The organism is Alphaproteobacteria bacterium, assembly GCA_005883305.1.
Taxonomy (GTDB): Bacteria; Pseudomonadota; Alphaproteobacteria; order Sphingomonadales; family Sphingomonadaceae; genus Allosphingosinicella.
Genome location: VBAC01000002.1, coordinates 43,276 through 56,854, shown reverse-complemented (window position 1 = coordinate 56,854; position 13,579 = coordinate 43,276). Strand labels below are relative to the sequence as shown.

The window sequence follows — 13,579 nt, the reverse complement described above, 5'->3', positions numbered from 1 at the left end:
CGGAAGCCGCACTGGATTGCTTCGCTACGCTCGCAATGACGGCCTGAGCTAAGCCTTCTCCAGCGTACACTGAAGCGGGTGCTGGTTCTGGCGGGCGAAGTCGATCACCTGGGAGACCTTGGTCTCCGCCACCTCGTAGGGGAAGATCCCGCACACGCCGACCCCGCGCTGGTGGACGTGGAGCATCACCCGGGTCGCGTCCTCGATCCCCATCTTGAAGAAGCTCTGCAGGACGAGGACGACGAACTCCATCGGCGTGTAATCGTCGTTGAGCATCAGCACCTTGTAGGGCGAGGGCGTCTTGGTGCGCGTGCGCGTCTTGGTCGCGACGCCGGTGCCGGTGCCCTCGTCGATGCCCTGGTCGTCGTCGCCAGCCGAAAAGATGTCGCGGTGCATAGCCATGTTCAACGCCATAAATATGGCAACGTGCCATTCAGCCGCAAGGCCTCCGGCGTCCCATTCGGGCGCAAAAAAGGGCGGCCGCCCCAACGGGGAGCGGCCGCCCTCCTTCATCGCTTGAAGTCTCAGCAGTTACGCGGCGAGGGTCTTCACGCGCTCAGCCGCCACGGCGTAGCGGCTGTTGATCGGCTCGGCGACGTCGCCGGCGAGCTTCAGGACGGTCTCCGACAGGCGGGCGCTCTCGGCGACCGCGGAGTCGAACGCGTTGCGCGCGAACTCGCCCTGCAGGCGGAAGAAGTCGGTGGCCGACTTCACCTCGGCGAAGCTCTTCAGGGCCGCCGAAGCGTCCTCGAAGCTCTTGCGGCCATATTCGGCGGCGCCCTGGCTCAGATTCTCGACGCCCTTGGCGGCGATCTTCGAGGAGGCGACGAGCGCCTCGACGTTGCCGCGGCCCAGATCGGCGAATTCCTCGACGATCTTGGCGGTCTTCTCGGCGGCGACCTTGGCACGGGCGTTGACGTCGCCGATGACGGCGGTGAACTGCTCGGCGGCGATCTTGCCGGTCTCGGCGGCCTTCTTGGTCTGGGTGTTCATGACTTTCGCTCCTGTCTTGACGGTCTTCGCGGCGGCGCGGGCCGGCGCTTTGGTGATGGTGGTTTTGGCAATCGGGGCCGCGCGCTTGGCGGCGGCCTGCTTGGCCGGCTTGCGGGCCGGCGACTTCTTCGCCTTGGTCGCCTTGCGGGCAACGGGCTTGGCCGGAGCGGCCTTGGCCGGCGCCTTGGCGGCGGGGGCGGCCTCGGCCTTGACCGGCGCGACGACGGCTTCGCTCGCCTGAGCGAAGGCGGCCTCGGCGCTCTTCAGAGCGGCGGCTTCGGTCTTCGCAACCGCAACAGCGGCGTCGGTCAGGTTCTTTTCAACGGTGTCGGCCACGGTAAACTCCTAATGGTGCGGTGCAGCAAATAGGGGTTGCGGAAATGGATTTCAAGCACTTTTTGTGCGGTGCAACATTGCATCGGAGAAGGCGTTTAGGTGAGCCGTCGTTGCGAGGAGCGTAGCGACGCGGCAATCCAGCGGGCCTCATTGGCCGCGCTGGATTGCTTCGCTACGCTCGCAATGACGACGTGGTTTTTCGACCGGGGGGGCAGGATGACTCTACCGCGCCTTCACATAGCTCCCCGGCGCGTCCTCGATCGCCTTGAGCTTGCCCTTGCCCGGAACGCGCGCGCCGGTCGCCGGGACTTCCTCCCCCGATTGCTCGCGGATCCACCCGATCCAATCGGGCCACCAGCTGCCCTTGGTCTCGGTCGCGCCGGCGATGAAGTCGGCGAGGCTGTCGGCCTTCTTCTCGTTGGTCCAATATTGGTATTTCTGCGCCTCGGGCGGGTTGACCACGCCGGCGATGTGGCCCGAGCCCGCAAGCACGAAGCGCAGCGGCCCGGAGAAGTGATGGGTGATCTTCCACACGCTCTGCGGCGGCGCGATATGGTCCTCGCGGCCGGTCTGGACGTAGGTCGGAGTCTCCACCTTCCTCAGGTCGATCGCCGTGCCGTCGATGGTGATCCCGCCGGGCTGGACGAGCCGGTTCTCGCGGTAGAATTGCGTCAGATAGGCCTGGTGCCACTTGGCCGGCAAATTGGTCGTGTCGCCGTTCCAGAAGAGCAAATCGAACTGCGGATAATCCTCGCCGAGCAGGTAATTCGAGGTGACGTAGTTCCAGATCAGGTCGCGGCCCCTCAACAGGTTGAAGGTCGCCGCCATGTAGCGCCCGTCGAGATAGCCCTTGTCGGCGGCGAGCTGGCGCATCAGCTCCATCTGCTCGTCGCCGGTGAACAATTTGAGGTCGCCCGCTTCCGTGAAATCGACCTGGGCGGTGAAGAAGGTGGCGCTGGCGACCTTGTCCGCCTCGCCCCGCGCCGCGAGCAGCGCCAGCGCCGCGGCGAGCATCGTCCCCGCCACGCAATAGCCGATCGCGTGCACCGCCTCGACGCCCAGGGTCTCGCGAACGGCGTCGATCGCCTCGAGCTCCGCAAGCACGTAATCGTCGACCGTCACGTCCTTCAGGCTCTCGTCGGCCGACTTCCACGAGACGACGAACACCGTCAGCCCCTGCTCGACCGCCCAGCGGATGAAGCTCTTCTTGGGGTTCAAATCGAGGATGTAGAAGCGGTTGATCCAGGGGGGGAAGATGACCAGCGGGACGGCAAGCACCTTCTCGGTGGTCGGCGCGTACTGGATCAGCTGGAACATCTTCGTCTGGAGCACGACCTTGCCCGGAGTCGCAGCGATGTTCCGCCCGACCTCGAACGCGCCCGCGTCGACATGGCTGAGCTGGCCCTTGCCCAAATCGCTGAGCATATGTTCGAGCCCCTTGAGCAGGCTCTCGCCCCGGGTCTCCATCGCCCGCTCGATCACCTGCGGGTTGGTCAGAGCGAAGTTGCTCGGGCTCATCGCGTCGACGAAGGCGCGGGTCGAAAAGCGCAGCTTGTCGCGGGTGTCGTCGTCGACCCCCTCGATCGCGTCGACCGAGCCCAGCAGCCGGTCGGAGATCAGCAAATAGGTCTGGCGGATCGTGTCGTAGAGCGGGTTGTCGCGCCATTCGGGGGCGGCGAAGCGGTGGTCCTTGTCGGCTTTCTCCTCGAGCGCGCTCTTCTCGTGCGGCCCGCCCAGAGCGCGCTGCCAGATCGAAAGCCCCTCGCTCCACAGGTCCGCCTGCATCTGCATGATCTTGCCAGGATCGCCGAACGCGCTCCACGCGCCCATGCCCGGCCAGGACGCGGCGATCTTCTCGGGATCCGGCGCCGCCTTCGCCGCTTCGCCCATCTGCCCGGCGAGATGCTCCATCATCAGCTGCTGGGCGCGGCCCATCACCCAGGTCCAGTGCTGGATGTCCTCCAGGCTGGGGGTCGGGAAGGGGGCGGCGGGGGCTTCGTCGCTCGTCTGGTCGGCCATGCTGTCCTCGCTTGCGGCTGTCCCTTTAGAGAACGCTTGGCCCGCGTGGAAGGGCGACGCTCTCGCGCCCCATTGCGCACCTTCGAAAAGCCATGTTAGCTCCTTGCCGGTGAGTGCCTTGGCGGGAGAAGCGAGATGATCGAGTGGAGGGCGGCCGCGATCGCGGTCCTGGCGGCGGCCTCGGCGCCGGCGATCGCCCAGTCCGGCTGGGCGCAGGTCGGCTCCTCGACCGCCGAGGCGGGCGCGGGCACGGCGAGCATGACGCCCACCCTCGACCCGCGCTACCGCGAGATCATGTTCTGCGTCGACGGCCACCTGATCAGGCTCAACGACGCGACCATTCATTTCGAGGGCGGCACTCAGCAGACCCTTCGCGTGCGCGAGCGCGTCGCCGACGGCGGCTGCAGCCGGATGAGCACGATCGGCTCGCGCCGCCGGATCGAGCGCGTCGAGATCGCCTACGATCCCGCGACGCTCGCCGGCGCCAGCGCCCACGTCCAGCTCTACGCGCGGTAGGGCTGTAGCAACAGTCAATCTCGGTCGTCATTCCCGCGAAAGCGGGAATCCATCTTCTTCAATCACTTATGAAATGAAGGAAGGTGGACCCCCGCTTTCGCGGGGGTGACGAAAAGGGGGAAGGCTCCTTTCGCACAGAGGGGCATCGGTGGAAATCTCGATAGCCGGGGCCGGCCTCAATAGGGGTGAAGCAGCCGGTCCAGGCCCCGCCCAAGCGTCCGGCCGATGGCGATGACGTCCAGGCCCCCGCCGCCGCCGCAGCACCCGGCGGCGCCGAGGGCGTCGCGCGACGACGGCGCCTCGCCGGCGACCAGCCGGACCCGCGCTCCGGGCTCGGGCTCGTAGGGGACGCGCATGTTGGAATTGTCGCTTCGGGCGCAGACGACGATGTCCTCGCCGCCCGGGTTGCGCGGGCAGCGCCTGGCGCTGTCGGCGCTGCGCATCACCGCGTCGACCTCAGCCTGATAGGCGCTCAGTACCTCCTCGGCGGTCGCTGCCGGCGGCTCGGCGAACGAGGGCGCTGACCATCCCGCGAGCAAGGCTGCAAAAGCGGGCAGGGCCGTTCTCGACTTTGTCATGGCGCTTCTCTATCCGCCCATCGAACGCCCCCGTTGGGCCCGAGAGGATGACACGCAATATGGTCAATGCAAGCCAGGTTCTCGATCGCGTGCTGGTGCTCGAAATGGTCCGGGTCACCGAGGCGGCGGCGGTCGCCGCGTCGAAGCTGATCGGGCGCGGCGACGAGAAAGCCGCCGACGCCGCCGCCGTCGAGGCGATGCGCGACGCTCTGAACCAGCTCGAATTCGACGGCACCGTGGTGATCGGCGAGGGCGAGCGCGACGAGGCGCCGATGCTGTTCATCGGCGAGAAGGTGGGGGCGGCCCAGGGCTCGGGCCCACGCATCGACATCGCGCTCGATCCGCTCGAGGGAACGACGATCACCGCCAAGGCCGGCGCCAACGCCCTGGCCGTCCTGGCCATCGCCGAGCAGGGCTGCCTCCTGAACGCGCCCGACGTCTACATGGACAAGATCGCCGTTGGGCCGGGCTATCCGGACGGCGTGATCGACCTCGCGAAGAGCCCGACCGAGAATGTCCGCGCGGTGGCCGCCGCCAAGGGCGTCGAACCGGCCGAGCTCATCATCTGCGTGCTCGATCGCCCGCGCCACGAGAAATTGATCGCCGAGCTTCGCGCGCTCGGCTGCGGAATCCAGCTGATCCCGGACGGCGACGTCGCCGGGGTTATCGCCGTCACCGATCCCGACACCGGCATCGACCTCTACATGGGCTCGGGCGGCGCGCCCGAGGGCGTGCTCGCCGCCGCCGCCCTGCGCTGCGTCGGCGGCCAGTTCCAGGGCCGGCTGCTGTTCCGCAACGACGACGAGCGCGGCCGGGCGGCCAAATGGGGCGTCGAGGATCTCAACCGGATCTACCACCTCAACGACCTCGCCAAGGGCGACGTCATCTTCGCCGCCACCGGAGTCACCAACGGCAGCCTTCTCGAAGGCGTCCAGCGGCGGAAGGACAAGGTGACGACAGAGAGCGTGGTGATGCGCGCCTCGACCGGCACCGTGCGCTGGGTGAGGGGCGAGCACCGCCCGGACCACGAGCCCGGCGGGCGCTAGGGGCGCATCATTTGGCGGGAGGCGCCGGTCTCTGCTGAGCGACGTACTGGTGCGCGAAGCGGACCTCGATCGCCGTGCTGCCGCGGGCGCGCAGGGCGTCCGAAGCGCGGGTGATCGCGACCAGCAGGGATTCGCTGCTGACGCCGTCCGGGGCGTCCAGCCGTTCGCCGCCGCCGATGACGTGAATGTTGCCGGGAATGTCCCGGTCCATCGGGGTGATGCGCTGGAAGTTCCTGTCCCGCTCGTATTCCTGCGCCAGCCTTTGGTAGGGGCCGAGGTCGGCGAAGCCGGCGGCGGTCATCGTCCGTATTGCGCAGGTGTGATAAGGCGGCGATTGCTCGATCGTCACGTCGAAGCGCCCAGTCCGCCCGCTGATCGCCCAGCCGAATCCGGGGTCGTCGTGGAGGAAACGGTGCACCTCCTCGGCTGACAATGGCCGCGGATTGTGCCGGGCCGCGGCGCGCGTCGCCGCGGCGTCGTCGGGGAATGCCCTCAGGCAGATCTCGTCGTAAAGCGCGATCATCTCGTCGCGCTGCGCGGCCGGATCGGGCGGATTGGTCAGCGCCTCGTACTGCGCCGCCGAGGCGGGAGCGGCGAGCACCGCGGCGCCCGCCAGGAGATGCCAAGCCCGCATGATCGCTCCCTTTATTTCCCCGAACCGCAAAAAGCCTAACCGATCCGCCGCGCCCGGTCACCCCTTGCCTCGGCCGCGCCATGCCACCACATCGGCCGAGCCGCGTTGACGTGTCGCGCGTCCCTCTTTAACGACAAGAACAAATCTGGAACGGCTATCCGATGCTGACTCACCTTTCCGTCCGCGGCGCTCGCGAGCACAATCTCAAGGATATCGACGTCGATATCCCGCGCGAGACTCTGACGGTGATCACCGGCCTCAGCGGCTCGGGCAAGAGCTCGCTGGCCTTCGACACCATCTATGCCGAGGGGCAGCGGCGCTACGTCGAGAGCCTGAGCGCCTATGCGCGCCAGTTCCTCGAGATGATGCAAAAGCCCGACGTCGATCATATCGAGGGGCTCTCCCCGGCGATCTCGATCGAGCAGAAGACGACGTCCCGGAATCCGCGATCGACGGTCGCCACGGTCACCGAGATCTACGATTACATGCGGCTCTTATGGGCCCGCGTCGGAATTCCCTATTCGCCCGCCACCGGCCTTCCCATCGCCGCCCAAACGGTCAGCCAGATGGTCGACCGGGTGATGGCGCTGCCCGAGGGCACGCGGCTCTTCCTGCTCGCCCCGGTCGTCCGCGGCCGCAAGGGCGAGTATCGCAAGGAGCTTGCCGAGTGGCAGAAGGCCGGCTTCACCCGCGTGCGCATCGACGGCCAATTCTATGAGATCGAGGAAGCCCCCACGCTCGACAAGAAATACAAGCACGACATCGAGGTGGTGGTCGACCGGCTGGTCGTCCGCGAAGGGATCGAGACCCGGCTCGCCGACAGCCTCGAGCAGGCCCTGAAGCTCGCCGACGGCCTCGTCTATCTCGACCCGGCGGACGGCCCCACCACCACCGGCTCCGCCGGCGGTCCCCCTCCCCGTTCCGGGGAGGAATATGGAATTCGCGGCGCCGCAAATCCTCCCCGGAACGGGGAGGGGGACCATGCGCAGCATGGTGGAGGGGTCGGGGCGGAAGGGCCGAACGCGAGCGCCATCGAATCGGCAGACACCGACATCTCCACCGCCCGCACCGGCGTCGCCGCCGCCCTGCAGGAGGCGCACGAGCGCGCCGTCCTCCAGGACAACGCCCCCCCCGGCCGGATCACCTTCTCGGAAAAATTCGCCTGCCCGGTCTCCGGCTTCACCATCGCCGAGATCGAGCCGCGCCTGTTCAGCTTCAACGCCCCGCAGGGCGCCTGCCCGGGCTGCGACGGCCTCGGCGAGAAGCAATTGTTCGATCCCGAGCTGATCGTCCCCAACGAGGCGCTGAGCATCAAGAAGGGCGCGATCGTCCCGTGGGCGAAGTCCAACCCGCCCAGCCCCTATTACATGCAGGTGCTGGGCAGCCTCGCCCGCGAATTCGGCTTCGAGCTGGAAACGCCGTGGCAGGACCTCGGCCCCGAGATCCACGACATCATCCTGAACGGCACCAAGGGCCGCCCGGTCACCTTGCGCTTCGTCGACGGCCGCAAGTCCTACGAGGTCAGGAAGGCCTTCGACGGCGTCATCGGCAATCTCAACCGCCGGATGCTCCAGACCGAGAGCGCGTGGATGCGCGAGGAGCTCAGCAAATACCAGTCCGCCGCCCCGTGCGAAATCTGCCACGGCGCGCGCCTGCGTCCCGAGCCGCTGGCGGTGAAGATCGCCGGCGAGCATATTTCGCAAGCCACCGCCCGCTCCGTCCGCCACGCCCTCGCCTGGTTCGAAACCCTTCACGAAAAGCTCACGCCGACCCAGAACGAGATCGCCCGCGCCATCCTCAAGGAGATCAACGAGCGGCTCGGCTTCCTCAACAATGTCGGCCTCGACTATCTCGATCTCAACCGCACCTCGGGCACGCTCTCCGGCGGCGAGAGCCAGCGAATCCGCCTCGCCAGCCAGATCGGCTCCGGCCTGTCGGGCGTGCTCTACGTGCTCGACGAGCCCTCGATCGGCCTCCACCAGCGCGACAACGACCGCCTGCTCGTCACCCTCCGGCGCCTGCGCGACCTCGGCAACACGGTGATCGTCGTCGAGCATGACGAGGACGCGATCCGAACCGCCGATTACGTCATCGACATGGGCCCCGGCGCCGGAGTCCATGGCGGCGACGTCGTCTGCCACGGCACCTACGAAGAGATCCTGAGGTGCGAGACGAGCCTTACCGCCGATTATCTCAGCGGCCGCCGCTCGGTCCCGATTCCCGCCAGGCGCCGCAAGGGCACCGGCAGGAAGCTGACGCTCAAGGGCGCCACCGCCAACAATCTCAAGAACGTCACCGCGTCGATCCCGCTCGGCACGTTCACCTGCGTCACCGGGGTCTCCGGCTCGGGCAAGTCGAGCTTCACCATCGACACGCTCTACGCCGCCGCGGCCCGACACCTGAACGGCGCCCGCATCGCCGCCGGCCGGCACGAAAAGATCGCCGGGCTCGAATATCTCGACAAGGTGATCGACATCGATCAGTCGCCGATCGGCCGCACGCCGCGCTCGAACCCCGCGACCTATACCGGCGCCTTCACCCAGATCCGCGACTGGTTCGCCGGGCTCCCCGAGAGCCAGGCGCGCGGGTATAAACCGGGGCGCTTCAGCTTCAACGTCAAGGGCGGCCGCTGCGAGGCCTGCTCGGGCGACGGCCTGATCAAGATCGAGATGCACTTCCTGCCCGACGTCTACGTCACCTGCGACGTCTGCCACGGCGCGCGCTACAATCGCGAGACCCTGGAGGTGAAGTTCAAGGGCCACAGCATCGCCGACGTGCTCGACATGACGGTCGAAAGCGCTGCCGAATTGTTCAAGGCCGTCCCCCCGATACGCGACAAGATGCGCATGCTGGAGGAGGTCGGCTTGGGCTACATCAAGGTCGGCCAGCAGGCGACGACCCTGAGCGGCGGCGAAGCCCAGCGCGTGAAGCTCGCCAAGGAGCTGAGCCGGCGCGCGACTGGGCAGACGCTCTACATCCTCGACGAGCCGACCACCGGGTTGCACTTCGAGGACGTGAGGAAATTGCTGGAGGTGCTCCATGCGCTGGTCGAGCAGGGCAACAGCGTCGTCGTCATCGAGCACAACCTCGAGGTCATCAAGACGGCGGACTGGATCATCGACCTCGGCCCCGAGGGCGGCGACAAGGGCGGCGAGATCGTCGCGGAGGGGACGCCGGAGGACGTGGCGAAGGAGCCGCGGTCCTACACCGGCCAGTATCTCAAGGAGACGCTGGCCAAATCCAAAATCGCTCACCCTGAGCAAGGGCTGAGCCTGCCGAAGCCCGCGTCGAAGGGCCGCAGGGTCCGCGAGCGAGAGCCGGCGGAATGAGCGCCTATCGCCCGGAATTCGAAGAGGCGTTGCGCCTGTTCGGCCGGGCGAGCGAGGCGATGAAGGCGCGGGGCTTTCTCGCCCCGGTGCTGGTCGGCGGCGCGGCGGTGGAAATCTATTCGAACAGCGCCATCGCCACCGGTGATTTCGACATCGTCACCGGCCGGCAGGAGGAGTTCGAGGAGGAGCTGCGCCGCCTCGGCTTCATCAAGCCGTCGGGCCCGGGCGCGGCGACGCGCGGCTGGATTCACCGCGATCTGAAGCTCGGCTTCGAGGTGGTCTCAGGCTCGCTGCTGGACGGCATGGCCGAGCGCGATCGGGTCCGCCTGATCGACCTCGGCGAAGACGGCGAGGCGGCGGTGATCTCGGTCGAGGACATGATCGCCGACCGAATGGGCCAATACGCGTCCGGCACCGCGCCGGACATGCTCGAACAGGCCCGCCGCCTCTTCATCCTTCATGCCGAAGCCGATCTCGGCTATATGGAAGCACGGATCAGGCATGAAAGCGCAGGCGACTATGGCGTCTCAGACCTCCAGGGCTAAGCCCAAGGCCGTCCCGCTGGCGGAGTTCGTCGCGGACATCGACCGCCGCCGCGCCGAGACCGGAATCACCGAACTCCCCCGCAACAGCGGCAAGCGCCGAACGGCGAGCAAGCGCGCGCTGTTGAAGGCGATCGAGGATGCGGGCGGGAAGTGGTAAGAGTGCCCTTGTTCTGCCGACCATCCTGAGCCTGACGAAGCCCGCGTCGAAGGGCCGCAGGGTCCGCGCGCGCGGCGACGACCGCACATCATTTCCATGAGGAAGGCGAATGGAAAAGAGCAAGGGCGATACGGAAAGGAAATGGGTGGATCCGGATGACGCGCCGGAGATGGACGACGATTGGTTCGAGCGCGCCGAAATCCGCCTCGGCGACAAGATCATCCGCCGCGGCCGCCCGCCCGGCTCCGCCAAGCGCCTCGTCTCGCTCCGCCTCGACCAGGCCGTAATCGACCATTTCCGCGCCGGCGGCCCGGGCTGGCAATCGCGGCTCAACGAGGCGCTGAGGAAGGCGGCGGGACTGTGAGCGAAATTGTTACTTCCGACCATCCAGAGCCTGCCTGCCGCGGCGCAGGCCGGGGTTGAAGCCTGCCCTGAGCGTCGTCGAAGGGGACGCCGAGGGACGCCGAGGGGACGCCGGGGGACGTGGCGAAGGAGCCGCGCAATTACACCGGGCAGTATCTCAAGGAGACGCTCGCCAAGTCAGAGCGGGTGAAGTCAGGGCCGGCGATGAATTTCGCCAAGGCCAAGGCGCGAGCCTCAAAGCGGGAGCGCGAGGCGGCGGAGTAGGGCGAGAGACCGTTCGTCGTCAGGGGAGCATTTTTAACTCGTTAGCGCCGGGAAATGCATCTGAGTCGATGCAATCCTTACGAATAGAAAGACCAACGGCTTCGCCGGGGCGCCCTCAATTCGGCTGACCCACGCGTGTACGGAAGCATTCTTGAGCCACGTGTTGAAAAGCGGCGCTTGCGATCGAGGAATGTAACCGATCTTCACTCCCTCAACAAAAATTTGGATCGCATTTGGGTCCTTCGGATTTGACGGTTCAGGCAACAGAAAAACTGACTGGGCACGGAGACCTTCCATGTCCATTTGCATTCCCTGGTAGTACCTGAAGCCAGAAATCTCACAGAAATATTGGAACGGCGGACGCTCCAAAGCGAAATCTATTTCCAAGCAAAAACCGTCGCCTGGTAGACGTGCACCTGAATAACCAAGCAGAGAGAAGTCTGAAATCGCCGCATTTCCTGTAAGCCCGTTCTTTTCTAGAAAAAGCCAGAAATCAGATCGATTCCTCGGTGGTAGCCTCTTCATAAAAATTTCGAGGACATTGTGATGGTGAACAGCTGTCCGAACGTCGAATGCCGGGTGGCCGCGGAATCCCGCTCGTAAGGCGTCAACAAAATCCGGACTCATGGTCCTGTAATAGAGTGCGTACGAGAATCCGGCTCGGACCAGGTCGGCGACATGATACTTCGTTCGGTCAGCCTCGCTTCCTGACTGCCAAATCAGCCGTAAGCGACTAGGCTCAATTATGTTTTCAATTCGAAACATCAGACAATTATCTCTCTGAAAATCTGCACTCGCCTTGAAATCATCTTGCAAATTACGTCCGCTCGCTCCTCTCGGAGTGCCACCGGTGCATTGACGCCTGATAATCGCATGATCTCATCAAAAAGCGGGTCAAAATCTAGTTCAAGCGAGCTACGAATGTGATCGGCCAGTCTCGATCTTAACGTTATCATCTTCTGCACCAGCTCAAAGTGAAGCATTTGGCGTGTATCGTTGCTATGCCACTTCATATGATGTCGCCCCTTCTGGACGTACCTATCAATTTGATCTGGATCAGAGAATTTCGATAAGTTTTTTTCCATGATTTCATGTGCCAATGAGGTTCCATTGTCGAAGGCGGGTGCAAATCGCGGGACAGGGTTGCCCTCATCGTCCGATCGCCAAAGAACCCCCCAATTATCTTGATGGCGATCCGTATTTCCGATCAGCGCATCAAAAAGTATCATCTTTGCCCAGTAGGGCCAGAAATCTTGACCGCTAAGCTTCCCTAGAACTTGTATCCAAGTCCCCACGGTGGACATGTTATGCTGTGTACCAGCTTTCAGATCGTATTCCGGGATGACGCGAGTCATGTAGTTGCTGCCCGGAACGTAAAGGCTGTGCGTCTTTGGGACCTCCTCCTCTTCCGATGGCCCAAAAATTCCGCGAAAAGCCCCCGCAAAGCTAAAACCCGGCCGTTTCTTCTGCCCTTGCTGCGCCTCCAGCCGTGGACCATAGAACCATTCGATAAGCGAGCCCGGTTGTTCAGAATCTGCATCGACCGCAATGAATGCTGGAGGAGTCGGAACGCCGATGTGTTGGCCGACCCTCGTTGCGATCAGTTCAGACCAAAACTGCACTGGATATCGCTGATTGGAAAATTTCATCAGATAGCGATGACCGGGAATGATCTCCGGAGGACAGCCAGTCTCCGGTGCGATGAGCGCATATTTGTCGCGTGAACCCTCAGGATAGGGCGAAAACAGCTCGTCTGTTGTCCATCCCTTGATGTCCACGAGATCCATGATGCGGCCTTAGCAGACTCGCGGCCTTCGCAAAGAAGTTATGAGCGCTACTCTCCCTGCAACAGAAGTCCGACAGCTCCGGGGACGCGACACCCAGTTTTGTCACGGTGACAGTTTGCCAAATCCCAAATCAAACGCGCCGCCTCCGGATCCTCGTCCTCGATCCTGATCCTCAGCGCGCCGCCCGCCGCACCAGAAAGGCGATGCAGGAGGTGGTTCTCGGCGCCTCGCCGGCGGCGCGGGTCCCAAAAGGAGTTTTCAGCCCGCCGCCTCGCGACAAACCGGGTACTCCGCTTTCGCGGCATACGGTCGGCAAGCGGGCCTACTTCCTGACTGTCGCTCCCAGGGGTCATCCATGTGGACGCCGGCCGATCCGGCTTCAAGCTCTTCGCGCCTTCGCGCCTTCGCGCCTTCAAGCTCTTCGCGCCTTTGCGCCTTGGCCGCAGGCCGAGTTTATCCTGAGCGCCTGCAAGGCAGTCGAAGGGCGTGAACCCGATCTGCCTGCTGCCCAAATCCCGCTCCCGCCCCGCTCCGCAGGGGCAACCATAACCCCCTTCAAACATTTATCCTCCCGCCCCCCTTGGAAGGAAGGAACCCCTCATGCGCATCATCCCCATGGCCGCGCTCGCCGCCGCCGCTTCGCTCTCGGCCGGCTGCGCCACCTATGCCGGCGCCGGCGACCCCTGGGGCCGCTACGACGGCTATTATGACCGCTACTATACCGCCGGCCAGTACGAGCCCTATGCGCTCAGCCGCGACGACTACATCTACCGCGGCTCGAACGGGACCTATTATTGCCGCCGCCGCGACGGCACGGTCGGCCTGGTCGTCGGCGCCGGGGTCGGCGCACTGCTCGGCAACGCCATTGCGCCGCGCGGCTCGAACACGATCGGCACCCTGCTCGGCGCCGCCGCCGGCGCCGCGATCGGCTCGGCGATCGAGCGCGGCGAGGTTCGCTGCCAGTAACGGCGCGACGTCGCGCTGCGACTTCCGGGGGGGGCAACCGGGATTT

Annotated in this window: 14 protein-coding genes; 7 read left to right on the top strand and 7 right to left on the bottom strand. The window is 65.2% G+C overall.

All coding sequences use genetic code 11. The features are described from left to right. Positions 1-48: 48 nt before the first annotated feature. The 3 genes from clpS to phaC form a co-directional block, all read right to left on the bottom strand. Positions 49-402, bottom strand: coding sequence for an ATP-dependent Clp protease adapter ClpS (gene clpS / locus E6G92_13435; protein TMJ17329.1), 354 nt, complete (start codon positions 400-402; stop codon positions 49-51). A 129-nt stretch (positions 403-531) separates the two neighbouring features. After that, the gene (locus tag E6G92_13430; GenBank protein TMJ17328.1) at positions 532-1,329 is read right to left on the bottom strand and encodes a phasin family protein; all 798 of its coding nucleotides are present in this window, start codon (positions 1,327-1,329) and stop codon (positions 532-534) included. Positions 1,330-1,551: 222 nt separating this feature from the next. Continuing rightward, entirely contained in the window at positions 1,552-3,348 is a 1,797-nt protein-coding gene (gene phaC, locus E6G92_13425) for a class I poly(R)-hydroxyalkanoic acid synthase (GenBank protein TMJ17327.1), read from the bottom strand. A gap of 135 nt (positions 3,349-3,483) precedes the next feature. On the opposite strand from phaC, the gene E6G92_13420 reads away from it, so the two are divergent. Then, a complete protein-coding gene (locus E6G92_13420; protein ID TMJ17326.1) occupies positions 3,484-3,864 on the top strand; it encodes a hypothetical protein in 381 nt (126 codons plus the stop codon). A gap of 176 nt (positions 3,865-4,040) precedes the next feature. Here E6G92_13420 and E6G92_13415 read toward each other — a convergent pair whose 3' ends face one another. Next, the gene (locus tag E6G92_13415) at positions 4,041-4,442 is read right to left on the bottom strand and encodes a hypothetical protein (GenBank protein TMJ17325.1); all 402 of its coding nucleotides are present in this window, start codon (positions 4,440-4,442) and stop codon (positions 4,041-4,043) included. Positions 4,443-4,501: 59 nt separating this feature from the next. Here E6G92_13415 and glpX point away from each other — a divergent pair, with 59 nt between their 5' ends. Continuing rightward, a complete protein-coding gene (gene glpX / locus E6G92_13410; protein TMJ17324.1) occupies positions 4,502-5,488 on the top strand; it encodes a class II fructose-bisphosphatase in 987 nt (328 codons plus the stop codon). A gap of 7 nt (positions 5,489-5,495) precedes the next feature. Here glpX and E6G92_13405 read toward each other — a convergent pair whose 3' ends face one another. Next, a complete protein-coding gene (locus E6G92_13405; protein ID TMJ17323.1) occupies positions 5,496-6,122 on the bottom strand; it encodes a hypothetical protein in 627 nt (208 codons plus the stop codon). A 161-nt stretch (positions 6,123-6,283) separates the two neighbouring features. Here E6G92_13405 and uvrA point away from each other — a divergent pair, with 161 nt between their 5' ends. The 4 genes from uvrA (at position 6,284) to E6G92_13385 (ending at position 10,517) form a co-directional block, all read left to right on the top strand. Then, complete coding sequence (uvrA, locus tag E6G92_13400) at positions 6,284-9,451, top strand: excinuclease ABC subunit UvrA (protein TMJ17322.1); 3,168 nt, start codon at positions 6,284-6,286, stop codon at positions 9,449-9,451. Then, complete coding sequence (locus tag E6G92_13395) at positions 9,448-9,996, top strand: hypothetical protein (GenBank protein ID TMJ17321.1); 549 nt, start codon at positions 9,448-9,450, stop codon at positions 9,994-9,996. The genes uvrA and E6G92_13395 overlap by 4 nt, the downstream gene beginning before the upstream one ends. Then, entirely contained in the window at positions 9,971-10,153 is a 183-nt protein-coding gene (locus tag E6G92_13390; protein TMJ17320.1) for a hypothetical protein, read from the top strand. The genes E6G92_13395 and E6G92_13390 overlap by 26 nt, the downstream gene beginning before the upstream one ends. A 109-nt stretch (positions 10,154-10,262) precedes the next feature. After that, positions 10,263-10,517: a BrnA antitoxin family protein gene (locus E6G92_13385; protein ID TMJ17319.1), complete on the top strand. Its 255-nt coding sequence runs from the start codon at positions 10,263-10,265 to the stop codon at positions 10,515-10,517. A 296-nt stretch (positions 10,518-10,813) separates the two neighbouring features. On the opposite strand, the gene E6G92_13380 is transcribed toward E6G92_13385, so the two are convergent. Continuing rightward, complete coding sequence (locus E6G92_13380; GenBank protein ID TMJ17318.1) at positions 10,814-11,545, bottom strand: hypothetical protein; 732 nt, start codon at positions 11,543-11,545, stop codon at positions 10,814-10,816. Beyond that, a complete protein-coding gene (locus tag E6G92_13375; protein TMJ17317.1) occupies positions 11,545-12,567 on the bottom strand; it encodes a hypothetical protein in 1,023 nt (340 codons plus the stop codon). The genes E6G92_13380 and E6G92_13375 overlap by 1 nt, the downstream gene beginning before the upstream one ends. Positions 12,568-13,167: 600 nt before the next feature. On the opposite strand from E6G92_13375, the gene E6G92_13370 reads away from it, so the two are divergent. Then, on the top strand, positions 13,168-13,533 hold the full coding sequence (locus E6G92_13370) for a glycine zipper 2TM domain-containing protein (protein ID TMJ17316.1): 366 nt from the start codon (positions 13,168-13,170) through the stop codon (positions 13,531-13,533). Positions 13,534-13,579 lie beyond the last annotated feature (46 nt).